Annotated in this window: 8 protein-coding genes and 3 pseudogenes; 1 reads left to right on the top strand and 10 read right to left on the bottom strand. The window is 53.1% G+C overall.

The window, feature by feature from the left end:
• Positions 1-148 precede the first annotated feature (148 nt).
• The gene (gene argA, locus CRI63_RS14555) at positions 149-1480 is read left to right on the top strand and encodes an amino-acid N-acetyltransferase (protein ID WP_130207716.1); all 1332 of its coding nucleotides are present in this window, start codon (positions 149-151) and stop codon (positions 1478-1480) included.
• Between the two features lie 235 nt (positions 1481-1715).
• Here argA and recD read toward each other — a convergent pair whose 3' ends face one another.
• The 10 genes and pseudogenes from recD to lgt form a co-directional block, all read right to left on the bottom strand.
• Positions 1716-3542 (bottom strand): exodeoxyribonuclease V subunit alpha, encoded by a 1827-nt coding sequence (gene recD / locus CRI63_RS14550; protein WP_135519925.1) that lies wholly within the window; start codon positions 3540-3542, stop codon positions 1716-1718.
• Positions 3542-7085: pseudogene (gene recB, locus CRI63_RS14545) on the bottom strand (exodeoxyribonuclease V subunit beta). Before recB ends, recD begins: the two are co-directional and overlap by 1 nt.
• Positions 7082-9966 (bottom strand): annotated as a pseudogene (ptrA, locus tag CRI63_RS24840) (pitrilysin). Before ptrA ends, recB begins: the two co-directional pseudogenes overlap by 4 nt.
• A gap of 175 nt (positions 9967-10141) precedes the next feature.
• Positions 10142-13510 carry an exodeoxyribonuclease V subunit gamma gene (recC, locus tag CRI63_RS14535; protein WP_135519923.1) on the bottom strand — a complete coding sequence of 1123 codons (3369 nt, stop codon included), beginning with the start codon at positions 13508-13510 and terminating at the stop codon, positions 10142-10144.
• A 12-nt stretch (positions 13511-13522) separates the two neighbouring features.
• Positions 13523-13846: a prepilin-type N-terminal cleavage/methylation domain-containing protein gene (locus CRI63_RS14530; RefSeq protein WP_130207726.1), complete on the bottom strand. Its 324-nt coding sequence runs from the start codon at positions 13844-13846 to the stop codon at positions 13523-13525.
• A complete protein-coding gene (locus tag CRI63_RS14525; RefSeq protein ID WP_135488838.1) occupies positions 13831-14238 on the bottom strand; it encodes a DUF2509 family protein in 408 nt (135 codons plus the stop codon). The genes CRI63_RS14530 and CRI63_RS14525 overlap by 16 nt, the downstream gene beginning before the upstream one ends.
• Complete coding sequence (locus tag CRI63_RS14520; RefSeq protein ID WP_135519921.1) at positions 14235-14798, bottom strand: prepilin peptidase-dependent protein; 564 nt, start codon at positions 14796-14798, stop codon at positions 14235-14237. The genes CRI63_RS14525 and CRI63_RS14520 overlap by 4 nt, the downstream gene beginning before the upstream one ends.
• Positions 14789-15259 (bottom strand): prepilin peptidase-dependent protein, encoded by a 471-nt coding sequence (locus tag CRI63_RS14515; protein WP_135405603.1) that lies wholly within the window; start codon positions 15257-15259, stop codon positions 14789-14791. Before CRI63_RS14515 ends, CRI63_RS14520 begins: the two co-directional genes overlap by 10 nt.
• A gap of 183 nt (positions 15260-15442) precedes the next feature.
• Positions 15443-16238, bottom strand: a pseudogene (thyA, locus tag CRI63_RS14510) (thymidylate synthase).
• 6 nt (positions 16239-16244) lie between these two features.
• Positions 16245-17120, bottom strand: a complete 876-nt coding sequence (gene lgt, locus CRI63_RS14505; RefSeq protein WP_032239304.1) for a prolipoprotein diacylglyceryl transferase — start codon at positions 17118-17120, stop codon at positions 16245-16247.
• Positions 17121-17223 lie beyond the last annotated feature (103 nt).

Genomic DNA, 17223 nt, shown 5'->3' with positions numbered 1-17223 from the left:
CTGTCATCTATAAAACGGTAAACATTCTATTTATATTCACGGTATTACTGATAAAAAAGTCGCACTCGCATAAAATTTGCACTTGCGCACGGCGAAAAAACAGAATAAAAATACAATAATTTCGAATAATCATGCAAAGAGGTGTGCCGTGGTAAAGGAACGTAAAACCGAGCTGGTCGAGGGATTCCGCCATTCGGTTCCCTATATCAATACCCACCGGGGAAAAACGTTTGTCATCATGCTCGGCGGAGAAGCCATTGAGCATGAAAATTTCTCCAGTATTGTCAATGATATTGGGTTGTTGCACAGCCTCGGCATCCGTCTGGTGGTGGTTTATGGCGCACGTCCGCAGATCGACGCGAATTTGGCAGCGCATCACCACGAGCCGCTATATCACAAGAATACGCGCGTGACCGACGCCAAAACGCTGGAGCTGGTGAAGCAGGCTGCGGGTACGTTACAACTGGATATAACCGCTCGCTTGTCAATGAGCCTCAACAACACGCCGTTGCAGGGCGCGCATATCAACGTCGTCAGCGGCAATTTTATTATTGCCCAGCCGCTTGGCGTGGATGATGGTGTGGATTACTGCCATAGCGGGCGCATCCGGCGGATTGATGAAGAAGCAATTCATCGCCAACTGGATAGCGGTGCGATTGTGCTGATGGGGCCGGTGGCGGTTTCGGTCACTGGCGAGAGCTTTAACCTGACTTCGGAAGAGATTGCCACTCAACTGGCCATCAAACTGAAAGCTGAGAAGATGATTGGTTTTTGCTCTTCACAGGGTGTCACTAATGACGACGGTGATATTGTCTCCGAACTTTTCCCTAACGAAGCGCAAGCGCGGGTAGAAGTCCAGGAAGAGAAAGGCGATTACAACTCCGGTACGGTGCGCTTTTTGCGTGGCGCAGTGAAAGCCTGCCGCAGCGGCGTGCGTCGCTGTCATTTAATCAGTTATCAGGAAGATGGCGCGCTGTTGCAAGAGTTGTTCTCACGCGACGGTATCGGTACGCAGATTGTGATGGAAAGCGCCGAGCAGATTCGTCGCGCAACAATCAACGATATTGGCGGTATTCTGGAGTTGATTCGCCCACTGGAGCAGCAAGGTATTCTGGTGCGTCGTTCTCGCGAGCAACTGGAGATGGAAATCGACAAATTCACTATTATTCAGCGCGATAACACGACTATTGCCTGCGCCGCGCTCTATCCATTCCCGGAAGAGAAGATAGGTGAAATGGCCTGTGTGGCAGTTCACCCGGATTACCGCAGTTCATCAAGGGGCGAGGTTTTGCTGGAACGCATTGCAGCCCAGGCGAAGCAGAGCGGCTTAAGCAAATTGTTTGTACTGACTACGCGCAGTATTCACTGGTTCCAGGAACGCGGATTTACCCCGGTGGATATTGATTTGCTGCCGGAGAGCAAAAAGCAGTTGTACAACTACCAGCGTAAATCAAAGGTGTTGATGGCGGACTTAGGGTAAGCGATGGAAATCGCCGGATGCGATATGCGTAACACTCGTAGGCATGATAAGACGCGCATGCGTCGCATCAGGCATCGGCACTCATCGTCGGATGCGGCGTGAACGCCTTATCCGACCTCCGGAAAATCAAAGGTGTTGATGGCGGATTTAGGGTAAGCGATGGAAATCGCCGGATGCGATATGCGCAATGCCCAGGCATGATAAGACGCGCATGCGTCGCATCAGGCAATCATATTTATCCCCGCGAACTAAACAACGCTGCCAGCCCGCTACGCCGCTCGATGCGCGTGGCGATTGCCGCACTTAAAATGCGTTCATCGGCATACAATGACAAACGCCGACGCGCACGGGTCACCGCGGTGTAAACCAGCTCTCGTGTTACTACCGGCGTGCGTTGGCTCGGTAAAATCAACGCCGCATGGTCGAACTCCGATCCCTGCGATTTATGTACCGTCATCGCCCACGTGGTTTCGTGCTCTGGCAAGCGACTCGGTTGCACCGACTTGATATTGCCATCCGGCATTGCAAACCAGACGCGCGTCCCCTGCCCGCGATCCAGAGCAACACCGATATCACCATTAAACAACCCAAGCGCACTGTCATTACGGGCAATCATCACCGGCCGGCCTTCGTACCAGCGCGAGTGCGGATGACGATGAATTTTGCGCTTCTGTTGCATAAACTGTTCAATTCGCTCATTCAGTCCTGCCACGCCAAACGGCCCTTCCCGCAGGGCGCACAAAAGCTGGTACTCATTGAACGCCTGAATGATTAAATCCGGCTCGGCACGCGCTTGCAGCAGATCCAGATAGCGTCCGTAACCCGCAAGAGCTTCCTCAAGCATCGCAATATAATCTTCGCCGCTCTGTAAAAGCCGTTTTTCGATATCAGTAAAATCCTGCTGAAAAACGGTTTTCACTGCCGTTTTATCGCCGCGATTAATAGCCGCCGCAAGCTGACCAATGCCAGAGTTGCTGCCGAAACGGTAACTCTTTTGCAGCAGGCAGAGACTATCGCGCAGTGATGCCGCTTCTGTGCCGCTTCCCGCCGGAACATGGCTTCCCGTCAGGCGGCTCAACTGCCCGGCACGCTCTGCGGTAAAGCCCGCATTGGCATAAGCGCAGATATCGCCCAGCACAGCTCCAGCCTCAACGGAGGCCAGTTGATCGCGATCGCCGAGGAAGATCACTCGCGCATGATCGGGCAAGGCATCGATCAGCCGAGACATCATAGGCAGATCGATCATTGACGCTTCATCCACCACCAGCACATCAAGATGCAGCGGGTTACCCGCATGATGGCGTAAACGCTGGCTACCTGGCTGCGCGCCCAGTAGGCGGTGCAAGGTGCTGGCGTCTTCTGGTATGCGTTTCTTTTGTTCATCGGTCAGCGGTAACTGGCGCAGAGCCTTGCCGAGAGATTCGGTTAAGCGCGCGGCAGCTTTACCCGTTGGTGCAGCCAGACGGATACGACAGCGTTCACCGTCGGCCATCTGAATTAACGCAGCCAACAACTTCGCCACAGTCGTCGTTTTACCTGTGCCGGGGCCGCCGGAAATTACCGAAATGCGCCGCGTCAGTGCCACTGCTGCCGCCACTTTTTGCCAGTTAATTTCATCACCAGGCGGAAAGAGTTTATCCAGCGTTTGCGCCAGCAACGCTTCATCCACCTCGATGGCATGATTCACCTCATTGAAGAAGCGCGCCACCGTACGCTCGTTACACCACATGCGATTCAGATAAAGGCGATCGCCACAAAGGATCATCGGCGTTGGTTCATCTCCCCGGCTGACCGCTTGTGAAGCCAGCAAGCATTCTTCCCAATTTTGTAGCTCACCGATTTCACTGACACAGGTCGCCAACAGCGGATGCGACGCCTCGTTATTTTCCAGTCGTGAAAGCGGCAAACAGACGTGTCCCTCTCCGGCATCATGACTTAGCAGTGCCGCCGCGAGGGTGACGGCAGGATGTTCATCTCCCGCCACGGTCAGGGCAAATTGCACATCCAGCGGGCGTAGCTGTTTGTGCTCCACAGCTTCCAGTAATTGCTTTTGCAATTTCATTACGCCTCCTCCAGGGTCATACCGGCAAACATCTCATCCATCAGGTCAATCAACTCGGCGTTGGGTCGGGTCGCGTAGATCCCTTGTTGCGGATGTTCTTTATCAACGCCACGCAGGAACAGATAGATAACGCCGCCAAAGTGACGATCATAGTCGTAATCAGCAATGCGATGGCGCAGATAACGATGCAGCGCCAGGGTATAAAGCTGATATTGCAGATCATAGCGGTGTGCCTGCATCGCCGCTGCCATAGCCTGTTGGGTGTAGGCCGAACTGTCTTCACCCAACCAGTTGGATTTATAGTCGAGCAGGTAATAACGCCCTTCGTGGCGGAACACCAGGTCGATAAAGCCTTTTAACATGCCGCGTACCTGCATGAACTCCAGCGGCGGGCAGCCAGCGGATAGCGGGTCAAACTGGCGAATTAGTGCATCAAGCTGGCTGGCGATAAGCGGTTCACTAATCGGCAGGTAAAACTCCATTTCCACCTGTTTATCGCGGGCGGAAAGCTGACTCAGGCTAACACCCGTTTCATTGAGAGGTGCCTGGAGGACAGCCGTGATCCACTCGGTCAATACCGGTTCCCACTGCGATTCAAAGCCGCCGAGTTCCAGTTTTTCCCGCACCCAGTTCGGGTCAACCGGCTGGGTAAAATCCAGGTCTTCAAACAAACTGTGCAAGAACGTCCCCGGTGACGCACCGCGCGGAAACTGATGTGGTGTTAACGTCGGTTCTTCAACGACGCTGGCAACGCCTGCAGCATCGACATCCAGCCGAGGCATCAAATCCTGGGCGATACCGTGACCACGCTGTTGCAAACCAGAGTAGCTGGTGACGCGCCAGTTATCGCCGGGCAATCGTTGTAACGTCTTCGCATTCAGCTCTGCTGTAGAAACATCATTAACCTGCCAGGGCTGGTTATCACCAGTTTGTGCCGTTTGCCAGGCTATATCATCATCGCACAATGCTTCAATACAGGCGCGAAGCCCTGCCGCATCTTGCGCTTCTCCTTTTTGCAGCAAGCGCCCGAGCGCACTTTGATGAACGTCGGTGTCACCTTTTTTATCGCCACGACGGCGCACCAGCGGCGCCACACCGAGACTGCAATGCCAGACCGAACGCGTGAGCGCCACGTAAAGCAAACGCAGATCTTCAGCCAGACGTTCGGCTTCAGCAAGATCTACGCTTTCTGGCGCAGCGTTAAGATCCAGAACTGCTTCAAACGAGCCTCGATCGTGATAGAACGCCTGATCCTGTACACGGAAATTGGTGATAAACGGCAGCCAGACCAGCGGATACTCCAGCCCTTTCGATTTGTGGATCGTGACGATCTGCACCAGATGTTTGTCGCTTTCGAGACGCATTTGTTGACTGGAAGCATTACTGTCTGGCTCGAGGATATGTTGCGATAACCAGCGTACCAGCGCATGTTCACTTTCCAGCTGCGTTCCCGCTTCTTGTAGCAGTTCGCTGATATGCAAGATGTCAGTAAGACGCCGCTCGCCACCGGCCGTTGCCAGCAAGTTTTCTGCAATGTTACGCGCCGACATCAGCGCCCGCAGCATTGGCATGACGCCGCGTTTGCGCCAGATTTGCCGATAACCATCGAACTCTTCGACTACCGCATCCCACGCATTTTCGTTATTGTTCAGCGTTTCGATATCCAGCGCGTTCAGCCCCATCATTGACGTTGCCAGCGCACTACGCAGGGTGTTCTCACGTTCGGGCGTCATCACCGCCTGCAACAACCAAAGCATTTCCTGCGCTTCCAGAGTTTCAAAAACACTGTCGCGGTTCGAAAGGTAAACGGAAGGGATTTCCAGCAACGTTAAGGCATCGCGCACCTGAGCGGCCTCCTGGCGGCTGCGCACCAGCACACTGATGTCCGAGGCACGTACCGGACGCGCGTCGTCGCCGTTCATCAGCAACGCTTCGCCCCGCTGTCCGGCTTGTAGCCAGTCGCGGATTTGCGCGGCACATACCTGCGCCATCGTACTTTGATAATCGCCAACGCCGCAGCTTTCGCCTTCCACCAACCACATTTTCATCGCTGGCTGCGTTTCACCTTTAAATACAAAACGCAGTGCCTGATTTTTCCCGGCTGATTTCACTGGAATAAACGGTATTTCGCGAAACATGAACGCGTCATCAGTCTGGCTGAAAAGCTTATTTACGCTGTTCACCATTCCTGGTGCGGAACGCCAGTTGGTATCTAAGGTGTAGTGCGCGTGAACTTCGCTACGCGCCTTCATATAAGTGAAGATATCCGCACCACGGAACGCATAAATGGCCTGTTTCGGATCACCAATCAGCAGCAATGCGGTTTCCGGCTGATGGTGCCAGATACGGCGAAAAATCCGGTACTGCTGCGGGTCCGTGTCCTGAAATTCGTCGATCATTGCCACCGGGAATCGCGTACGGATCGCTGTCGCCAGAGCCTCACCGCTTTCGCTACGCAGCGCGGAATCGAGCCGACTTAACATGTCGTCAAAACCCAGTTCGCCACGGCGACGTTTTTCACGCGCTACCGTTTCGCGGATCTCAGCCAACGCGCGGGTGATCACCAGGTCGCGGATCGACAATGGTTCTGCAAGCAGTTGATCGATCGCCTCAAACAGCGGATGTCGCGGGGTTTCTCCCCCGGCTTTCGTGCGATCTTCTAAGAAACGCTGAGAGAATTTTTCCAGCGACTCTGGCAACTGATAACTGTTTGTCTCTTCTTCTGCCCAGGCACTGATCTTGTCTATCCATTTAGCCTGATTGCTACGGTTAAACTTGCGTCGATCAATGCCAGAAGATTCGATCAGCGCATCCAGTTCACCCACTGAGTCGCGCCACTGCTGTTTTACCGTATCAATACGCGCCACAATTTGCGCGTGGCGGGAAGCCAGCGTTTCATCATCGGGCGGCGGTGCTTTGATAACCGGCGCTTCGCCTTGCAAATAACGATTAATATCGCGCAGCAACGCCTGCGGCCCTTTCCAGGTTTCAAAGACGACCTGAGCAATTTCACGCGGTAACGGGTAGCAATGGCGACGCCAGAAATCGGGCGCAGGCCTGGTAGCGCAGTAGCGATTCATCTTCAATCAGTTGCTGCTCAAACAACATGCCGGATTCAAAGGCATTCAGGTTGAGCATACGCTGGCAAAAACCGTGAATGGTAAAGACAGCCGCTTCATCCATCTGCCGTTCGGCTAACAGCAACCACTGCGCGGCCTGTGCTTTATCGTCGATCTCTTCCAGAAGGCGTGCGTAAAGAGGATTGTCGGTGGTTTCACGCAGACAGGCGATGCGCAACTCATGGATATTGCTACGGATACGACCGCGCAATTCTGCGGTGGCCGCCTCGGTAAAGGTCACCACCAGCAGTTCTTCAACGGTCAGCGGGCGGGGAAAGGCGGCAGAACCGCCTAGTCCAAGTAACAGGCGCAAATAGAGCGCCGCAATCGTAAAGGTTTTGCCTGTGCCGGCAGAGGCTTCAATCAGGCGCTCGCCCTGTAAGGGCAAGCGCAAAGGATCTAGTGTCTCGGCGACATCACTCATTCTTTTCTACTCATCAGGGGCATTGTTTGCTGCAACGCGCTGACGTTCTCCCACACTTTCCAGCCTTCAGGGTGTACATATTCTGCTTTCCCATTCTGGCTGCCGGAAATCTGCGACAGGATAGCCATGCCTTGCGGCTCGACTACCGCCTGATGGAAGAAATCGGCCAGTTTTTGCGGCGTCAGCAGTTTAATCTGGGCTACGATTTTATCACGCGAATCGAAGCGCATATTGCCGCGATCGAAATCTTTACTTAACTTCGATGCTTCTTCGCCGAGCGTTTGCGGTGCCTGCAGCATCTGGGTAATTACCGCCTGCTGGATTTGCGCAAACTCTTCTGGCTTCATCGCCCGCAATTTTGCCTCTGCGGTTGGGAAAAAACGCCTTGTAACGCTCCCACAAGAATGAAGGCTGTTTATCATTGCTTTGCAAAAGGAAGCCCATGCCCCACTGACGCCCCACGCTCATTGGGAATGCAAACACGGCATAGCCCAACTGTTCTTCGGTGCGCAACTGGTTGTAGAACCACGGCTGTACTATCTGCCCCAGCAGAGAACTATACGCTGAACTGGTGTATTCATCGTAGCCAGTCGGTACAAATACCGCTGCCAATGCGGAGTCGGTGCTGTTACCGGCTTTTTCGAAGATGACGGATTGTTTTTATCGACCAGTACATCTTTGTTACGACACCACTCTGAGCCATCAGCGCCCAACTGTTTTTGCACATTGCGCGCCAGCGTTGTTGCCTGGGCTTCGGTCATGTTGCCAATAACCATAAACTCTGGTCGAGCCCCTGATTTTAAGGCGTCGCGATAGGCCAGCACCTCTTTCAAAGTGATGGAAGGCAAAATTTTGCGCCGTTCATCTCGCGAGAAGTACGGCACTTGCGAGAGCATCTGCGCGGGCATAATCGCCTGCTCAAACGCTTTGCCCTTTTCTGCGGAATCCATCATCTGGTTATACCAGGATTTTGCCTGCTCAAGCTGATCTTCCGTGGCGGTATAGCTAAAGTACCCCTCGAGCAATGCCTGGAACAGCTGCGGCAGACGCTGGGTGTAACCATTAGCATTAACCATAAGGCCGTTGTTAGCGTTGGTGGAAAAACTAATGCCACCAACCGACGCCTGGTTGCTTAACTGATCAAGCGCCAGCCTGCGAGATAATCATCGAGCGCAAACATCACCTGATTGCGGGCGCTGTCCATGGCTTTCGGATTACGCAAAATCAGGCTGACATCGGCTTTTGGCTCGCTGGCAAAATAACGGCTCGGCGCATACACCACACGCAGGTTCGATTCATCAACAATCAGCTCTGGGTGGTCATATTTCTTCTCTGACTTAATCAGCGAGAAATCGTCAGGAATATAGGGGTTAAGCTCCGGTAAGGAGAGCGCAATATTGGCGGCTTTTTGCTGCCAGTCAGCGAAAGTCTGTTCGCTGATTTTATCCACCTGATACGGCGCATCGACAAAATAAGCCGTTTTATTGTGCGGCTCTTTCGGGCTGATATACCAGATACGCGCATTCTGTGGCGTCATCATCGCCAGACGTTCTTTTACCGCTTTAGCATCATACCGATCGGCAATATTTACCGCGTCCAACGTATGCTCAACAGGAACGCGAATCATGGTATCCGCCAGCCATTCGACGTAATCCATATCACGGGTGATCGACGGATAACGGAAGTCGATATCCAGCACATTCGCCAGTTCATCGAAGTATTGTTTATCGATCCCTTTTTCACGTAACAAATTGAGGTAGCTAAAAATGGCCGCCACAACCTGATCGCGATTCGCCAGACCTTTATCGGTTAAAGAGGCTGAGATCGCTAAAACGCCGCTGTTGCCGTTGACGATAGGATCGGAGTTGGCGCTAATGCCCTCAACCAATCCCTGTTTTTGCAGCCAGTCGGAAAGTGTACCTGGGCTGCGATTACCAATCAGATAGGTAATCAATTCATCCGTTTTACTACGGAACTTCTCTGAGTTGTTATCGATGCGAAACTCAACGCGCAGAACTTTACGCGGCAGCGCCGGGACGTAATGAATGATAATGCCCTTTTGCGCGTCGGTGACTACCGGCACGGTGATTTCCGGTTTTTTGCTCTCTTTGTTCGGCACGCGACCAAAAGTGTCCGCCGCCATTTTTGCCAACTCCGGCAACGGTTTATTACTGTAAATAACCGCCTTCATCAGATTGGCGGAATAGTACTTCTCGTGGAAATCTTTCAGCGCCTGCTGCACCGGATTACCAGGTTTATCGCTTAAAGTTTCGAGGTTACCACCAGAAAACTTTGAACCGGGGTGTGCCGGGTTAATGGTTTCTGCGCTGACCTGTGCCATGCGCATCCCGTCACGCGTACGCGCCATGGTTAATTCGGCATTCACCGCATTACGCTCACGTTCGGCATATTTCTTGTCGAGCAAGGGTTCAGCGATAGCATCGGCCAGGCGGTCTACCGCACCAGGCAAGGCGTCGTTCTCAACTTCCAGATAGAAAGCCGTGCGATACGGCGCAGTGCTGGCATTGTGACTGCCGCCGTGCATTTTGAGATATTCGGCCAGGCTATCAGCCTGAGGGTATTTTTTCGACCCCATCAGACTCATGTGTTCAAGGTAATGCGCCAGCCCCTGATAAGCCTTGGGATCTTCCAGCGACCCAACGGGCACCACCAGCGCCGAAAGCGATTTAACCGCCTGCGGATCTGAAACCAGCAATACCACCATACCGTTATCCAGACGCACAGCCTGATACTGGCGGTTATCTTTATCACTTTTACGGATGGTTTCCTGAATCGGCTGCCATCCCGTTTCTGCCTGACTTAAGGGTGCCCAGAGGGCGACAAACAACAATAATGCTTTGAACCAGGTGCTGCGGGGCATTCACGGACCTCATTATCAACTTTATTTTCCAACCAGATTCAACACGTTAACGCAAATCATCTGCCAGAATTTAATCTTGTGCTGAACGAGTCAGCCTATGTCTATATATCCATCAGTCCGTGACTGGTGCGCATCATAAAGTAAGCGAATGAATTGCGCAATTTTTATACAGCATTCATGACTGATTAAAGCGAAACAGCGGTAACAGGAAACGTTGCGACTGTTTAACGATGGCTTCCATTGTCTCTGGCGTTAATTGCCGCCATAGCCTCTGATACCAGATATCATCACCTTCGCCACGCACCATCATGTTGCCTTCGTAAGCCTGAAGGAATTTCGTACGGGCTTTTTGCAACGTGGATTCGTCGTCCAGCATGGCATCGTTTTCTGCGTCATAACAGGTTTTTAGCCATGCGCCGCCGCTTTCAGGTAACACCAGCAACGGCGCGGACATACCTTCACGATACCCCTCAATCAGTTGTGAGAGGTAATGTAAAGCCTGCTCTGCTTCAAGTGGCGGGAAGCGCCATTCGCCATCTTTACGCAGAAAAAGGCGACTCTCACCATTACCGCCGCTGGCACAGTAGACAAGGTGTTCCAGCCAAAGTTGCATCCCTTGCGCCACACTTAATAAAGATGGGCGCCAGCGCAACAGGCCATCCGACTGGACCTGCGGCAGCCAGCCCGTTATCTGCACGCCGTTGCAGGCGAGATCGATTTCCATGCTCTGGCCCGGCTGACGACAGGCAATAACTCTGTCGGCAAGTTGCTGCATCTCCTGACACTGCGTTTCCCAGAAAATTTCACCAAAGGCGCCATACGGCAAATCCCCTGCCGCCCGGAATCGGCGGAACAAGCGTTCGGCATCATCCTGCTCGACCAGTGCATTTAATAACTGCTGGTTGATTTGATAACGACTAAGCCCTTCCAGAATAAATGGCTCGGTGTCAGGGATTTCGCTGTCTTCGGTACGGAAGTTCACCTGCAAACGCATCTGGAAAAACGCCCGCACCGGATGCGCCCAGAATCGTTGTAGCGTCTCCAGCGGCACGGTTTCCGGCAAGGTAAACGGCAGCGGCTGAACAAATTCAGAATGTGCCTTACCTGCCTGACTGGCCGCGGGTAGCCACTCGCGCGCATAGCTTTGTAAGTTACCGGGCTGGTAGTTTTGTGGGTCAAACGGCATCCGGGTATGGAGACAAGTAAGATGCGCTTTTACCCTTGCCTCGCTTTCATCACAGTTAAGCGTTTCATCGCCCGGTAGATAATGGCTTTGCCCGATATAGTCGATCAGTTCCTGCACCAGAACCGACGGGAATCGTTCGCTGTTATCCTGGATAGAGCGGCCAATATAGCTGATATAGAGTTTTTGTTGCGCGGATATTAACGCTTCCAGAAACAGATAGCGGTCGTCATCGCGACGGCTGCGGTCACCACGCTTCGGTTTCTGGCTCATCAGGTCAAAGCCCAATGGCGCAAGCTGGCGCGGGTAAACACCATCGTTCATTCCCAGCAGGCAAACCACTTTGAATGGGATAGAACGCATCGGCATCAGAGTACAAATGTTAACTGGCCCCGCGAGAAAACGCTGGCTGATACGTTCTTGATCCAGGCGTTGTGCCAGTTCATCACGCAACAGCGATAGCGGCACCGCGTCGCCATACTGCGCACCTAAACCTTCAGCGATAATCGCCTGCCATTGTTGTTCGATCAGCGTCATCGCCGCTTCGGTTTCCGCATCCGGCAGGAAGAAGGCATTGAGCATATCGCGGCAAACCGGCAGCCACTCCTCAAGCGGGCGCTCCTGCGCCAGCCCGCGACGCCAGATGTTTAGCTGCATTAGCAGTGAAGCCAGATGCCCCACCAGTTCTGCAATTAAGCCGCTCGATTCATCATAAGGTAGAACCGATTGCCACTCGCCCTGCGCGCTCTCCATCGCGTAGCCCAACAACATACGCGTCAGGCCAAATCGCCAGGTGTGTTGTCCGGTGGCGGGGAGTTCCAGCTCACGAACGTTATCGTCATCTATGCCCCAACGAATGCCGGATTCGTTGACCCACTGGCGCAAGTAACGCAGCCCTTCTTCGGTAATGTCAAACCGCGCCGCCAGCACCGGCACATCCAGTAATGCCAGCACATCCTCAGACACAAAGCGGCTGTCCGGCAACGATAACAGGCTGATAAACGCGTCCAGTACCGGATGCGACTGCCGCGCCCGACGGTCGGAAATGGCGTAAGGCAGGTAACGATCCGCAGGCGCGCTACCAAACACAGCCTGAATAAACGGACTGTAGCTGTCGATATCAGCCACCATCACGATGATGTCGCGCGGAGTGAGTGTCGGATCTTCCTCCAGCATCGCCAGTAAGCGATCGTGCAAGACTTCAACTTCACGCTGCGGGCTATGGCAAACGTGGAAGGTGATACTGCTATCCTGCGGGTCAAGCGGGCGTTTGTTATCGCTACGGGAAAACTCTTCGAGGTTCACACCCGCAACGACGTGGTTTTCCAGTTCCAGAATGTCGGACTGAATGTTATGCAGCAGGTTATCTGGCGTAACATCGACAAAGGCGTCCAGCTCCTGACTGTTCTCCAGATCGGATAGGAGATAGATATAGTCGCGCCCCAACTTGCCCCAGGAGGCCAGTAGCGGGTTGCCGACATCCTGTTCACCGTCGCTGTTAAAGAGCTGTCCGGCATTTTCGCTATCGCGAAATAGCGGCAATTCGCGATCTTCAAAACTGTGTCGACGCTGGCGGGTCAGCAGTTTCGCCAGATAAGCAGGATCTTTAATATCGCCCCAGTAATAACGGCAAGGGTTGGTAAACAGGAGATGGATTTCAATATGTTTACCCAGCGCCTGTAGCGCCTGGAGATAAACAGGCGGTAACGCGGAAATACCGCATATAAAGACGCGCGAAGGTAAGCCGGGTGGGCAGGTCGTCGCAGACTCCAGTGTTTCGATAAAGCGTTGATAGAGATTGGCACGGTGCCAGCGCGGTTGCCCGAGTTCATGGGTATATTCCACCAGCACCTTCCACAACGGCGCTTGCCAGGCCTGCGCTTCTCCCAGCCCTTCAACCAGATGCCCGGCTTCCCACTGCGCCAGCCAGTCCGGGCGATAGACCAGATATTGGTCAAACAGGTCCGCCGCTTTTGAGGAAAGCTGGAACAGTTTTCGCTTGTCGCTATCGTCAGTCAGGTAATGACGCAATAGTGTAAAATCTTCGCGATCCAGCAGTTGCGGCAGCAGAGTCATCAGTTTCCAGCTCATACTCCGCTTGTTAAAGGCGCTCTCTTTGGGGATCTCTGGTAATACACGGACAAACATATCCCAGATAAAGCTTGCAGGCAGCGGAAAATCAATGTTTGCCGCAATGCCGAATTTCTGCGACAGAGTCATTTGCAGCCACTGCGCCATACCGGTACTTTGCACCAGAATCATTTCTGGCTCGAAAGGATCGTCCAGCCGTTCGCGTTCGACAATAAACTCCATCAACGCTTCCAGTACGTCCAGACGATTGGAATGGTAGACCCTTAACATAGCGGCTCCTGACTACTGACGATTCGGGCAATGCAGGCGGGTCATCTCGCCTTCTCTGCCCCCGGGTGAAAATAGCGTAACGCTGATGCTGACACATCCCGCCTGCGATGTCTGCATTCGGTTGACCTGCCAGTTTGCAGGTGGCGAAATCGCGCGCAGTTGTGCTTGCTGCCAGGCGTGCCGCCAGAGCTGCTGGTACTGGTTTCTGCTGGCAAGACTGGTGCTTAATGTTCGCTGGTAACCAGATAACGCAGTGACAATCATCACCATCAGTACCATCGCCAACATCACCTCCGGCAGGCTAAAACCTTGCTGATTCTTCAGGGAAGCTGACATAACGCCTCCTCTTTCAGCGGACAAAAATCACTCCAGCCATGTGGCGAAAATACGATATTCCCATCGATGACTTCCCCCATTCGCCATAATGAAACGTCTTCATAACCGGCTATTAGCAAGGCTTTATTATCCGCAAGTCTTCGCAGGCAAGCTTGAGCACCCGTTGCGGCGTATTGCGAACACTGAACAGCTTGCTGTACCTGCCAGGCATGCATTTTCCCCCACTCAAGCGCCGACTGCACAATGGCCTGTCGGCGCAATGACTGGCTTTCCATTGTCACGCGAGAGGCAAAACTACGATCCTGCTGACTCATTCCTTGTAACAGCAAGCTGCCCAAAACCAGCAGCATCAGAACCAGTGCCAGCGATGAAACTCCCCGTTCACGGTTCATAGGTTGAATCCTGTCACGCTATAGCTGGCATCCACCACGGTTTGCGGATCAGCCTTGCTGGCAGCGTGCATATTAACCGTCAACGTCGGCGAGAAACCGCTGACATCCTGACGCATGACCTGAAAAGTATCGATAATGATGGCATCCGGATTAGTGACTTTATCCCAGCCCTTACCTTCACAAGATGTCGCACCGCGTAGCGTTTCCAGCACATGTTCTTTCAGACGAAATCCAATCTGGTCGGATTCTTTTCCCGGCTCACGCTCCCAAATGCCGTTACTGTTCGCATCCCACTGCACAATGATACAGTCACCCTGCCCAACAATTTTCAGCCCTTCACCAGAGCAGGTTCCATGACAATAACCTGCTCTCTGGAGATGCTTCGCGACTGTAAATACCCGCAGCCAGATTTCATCTTCCAGCGCCAGCTTGCGAGTAGTAATCAAACTTTCACGCTGTAATGCGGGCAGAAATCGCGCAGCTCCCAGCAGCAGTACGCTACTGATTGCCATAGCAATCAGCACTTCCAGCAGAGAAAAACCTTGCTCTTTTACAGGCATCCTTCTGTTTCTCCTTGCTGACAAAGCCGGAGCCTTCCCCACGGAGAAACCACCAACCACCACTCGCCCGCTGAATTTTTGAAGCGAATATGTCCGGCCCATGCAGTATTGCGTAGGCCAAAGAAAGTGAGCGAAGGTGTCAGGTCGCTCATTTCGACTTCGGGCCAGCGAGGCACAAAGACCAGCGGTGAACTGCCATGACAGGTATTCGCCCCAGCGGCGGCACTCGCAAGACACCATGACGTTCCCTCCCTGATGACACCGATACTGTGGTCGCGGTTATGCCAGTTGGCATCCTCACGTAAATAGAGCAAATAGTCTCGCGCCTGGCTGGCGGTTTGCCATAACCGTTGCGACTGCTGCCAGTACTGCCAGCCATAGAGTCCACTTGCACTTAGCATGACCAAAATCAGCATCGCGACCAGCGTTTCAATCAGCGTATAACCACGTTGTTTTTTCATGCCGGCAGTATGCGGCGCGGAGAAAAAAAGACGAGTGCCAGTTTCTATTTCTTCGGCACGTCTTCCGGACTATTTACCCTGTTGCAGGGCGTTGCAAAATTTCGGGAAGGCGTCTCGAAGAATTTAACAGAGGATAAAAAAACCGACGCACACTGGCGTCGGCTCTGGCAGGATGTTTCGTAATTAGATAGCCACCGGTGCCTTAATGCCCGGATGCGGATCGTAGCCTTCAATCTCAAAGTCTTCGAAACGGTAGTCGAAGATGGATTCGGGTTTACGTTTAATAATTAGCTTCGGCAGCGGACGCGGTTCACGGCTTAATTGCAGATGGGTTTGATCCATATGGTTGCTGTACAGGTGCGTGTCGCCACCGGTCCAGACAAAATCACCCACTTCAAGATCGCACTGCTGCGCCATCATATGCACCAGTAACGCATAGCTGGCGATGTTAAACGGCAGCCCCAGGAAGACGTCACAGGAGCGTTGATAAAGCTGGCAAGAGAGTTTGCCGTCTGCGACATAGAACTGGAAGAAGGCATGGCATGGAGCCAGTGCCATTTTATCCAGTTCCCCCACGTTCCACGCCGAAACAATAATGCGGCGGGAATCCGGGTCGTTTTTTCAGCTGGTTCAGCACTGTGGTTATCTGGTCAATATGACGTCCATCCGGCGTTGGCCAGGCGCGCCACTGTTTGCCATATACCGGGCCGAGGTCACCGTTTTCATCAGCCCATTCGTCCCAGATGGTGACATTGTTTTCGTGCAGATAAGCAATGTTGGTGTCGCCCTGCAGGAACCACAGTAGTTCGTGGATGATGGAACGCAGGTGGCAACGTTTGGTTGTTACCAGCGGGAATCCATCCTGCAGGTTAAAACGCATCTGATGACCAAAAATGGAAAGCGTTCCGGTTCCGGTACGGTCGTTTTTCTGTGTGCCTTCGTCGAGCACTTTTTGCATCAGTTCTAAATACTGTTTCATGGTTCCTCAGGAAACGTGTTGCTGTGGGCTGCGACGATATGCCCAGACCATCATGATCACACCCGCGACGATCATCGGGATGGAAAGAATTTGCCCCATGCTGATGTACTGCACCCAGGCACCGGTAAACTGCGCGTCGGGCTGGCGGAAAAACTCAACAATGATGCGAAACGCGCCGTAGCCAATCAGGAACAAACCAGACACGGCCCCCATCGGGCGCGGTTTACGAATATACAGGTTGAGGATAATAAACAGCACCACACCTTCCAGCAGCAGTTCGTACAACTGTGACGGGTGGCGAGGCAGCACGCCGTAAGTATCAAAAATGGACTGCCACTGCGGATTGTTTTGCAGCAACAGAATATCTTCGGTACGGGAACCCGGGAACAGCATGGCAAACGGGAAGTTCGGGTCAACGCGGCCCCACAATTCACCGTTAATAAAGTTGCCCAGACGCCCGGCGCCAAGACCAAACGGAATAAGCGGTGCGATAAAATCAGAGACCTGGAAGAAGGAACGTTTGGTGCGGCGGGCGAAGATAATCATCACCACAATCACGCCAATCAGGCCGCCGTGGAAGGACATGCCGCCGTCCCAGACACGGAACAGATACAGCGGATCGGCCATAAACTGCGGGAAGTTGTAGAACAGAACATACCCAATACGTCCGCCAAGGAAAACGCCAAGGAAACCCGCATAGAGTAAGTTTTCAACTTCATTTTTGGTCCAGCCGCTCCCCGGACGGTTCGCCCGACGTGTTGCCAGCCACATCGCAAAAATGAAACCTACCAGATACATCAGGCCGTACCAGTGAAGCGCAACGGGTCCTATTGAGAAAATGACCGGATCGAATTCCGGAAAATGCAGATAGCTACTGGTCATCTGTCACCACAAGTTCTTGTTATTTCGCTGAAAGAGAACAGCGATTGAAATGCGCGCCGCAGGTTCCAGGCGCTCCAAAGGTGCGAATAATAGCACAAGGGGA

It is taken from the genome of Escherichia sp. E2661, from assembly GCF_004745185.1.
In the GTDB taxonomy this organism is placed as follows: domain Bacteria; phylum Pseudomonadota; class Gammaproteobacteria; order Enterobacterales; family Enterobacteriaceae; genus Escherichia.
This window is presented reverse-complemented; position numbering and strand designations above follow the sequence as displayed.

Excerpts from the sequence above, each read along its gene's own strand:
- lgt (WP_032239304.1), bottom strand. The coding sequence starts at position 17,120 with ATGACCAGTAGCTATCTGCATTTTCCGGAATTCGATCCGGTCATTTTC.
- CRI63_RS14525 (WP_135488838.1), bottom strand. The coding sequence starts at position 14,238 with ATGAACCGTGAACGGGGAGTTTCATCGCTGGCACTGGTTCTGATGCTG.
- recD (WP_135519925.1), bottom strand. The coding sequence starts at position 3,542 with ATGAAATTGCAAAAGCAATTACTGGAAGCTGTGGAGCACAAACAGCTA.
- CRI63_RS14520 (WP_135519921.1), bottom strand. The coding sequence starts at position 14,798 with ATGCCTGTAAAAGAGCAAGGTTTTTCTCTGCTGGAAGTGCTGATTGCT.
- recC (WP_135519923.1), bottom strand. The coding sequence starts at position 13,510 with ATGTTAAGGGTCTACCATTCCAATCGTCTGGACGTACTGGAAGCGTTG.
- CRI63_RS14515 (WP_135405603.1), bottom strand. The coding sequence starts at position 15,259 with ATGAAAAAACAACGTGGTTATACGCTGATTGAAACGCTGGTCGCGATG.
- CRI63_RS14530 (WP_130207726.1), bottom strand. The coding sequence starts at position 13,846 with ATGTCAGCTTCCCTGAAGAATCAGCAAGGTTTTAGCCTGCCGGAGGTG.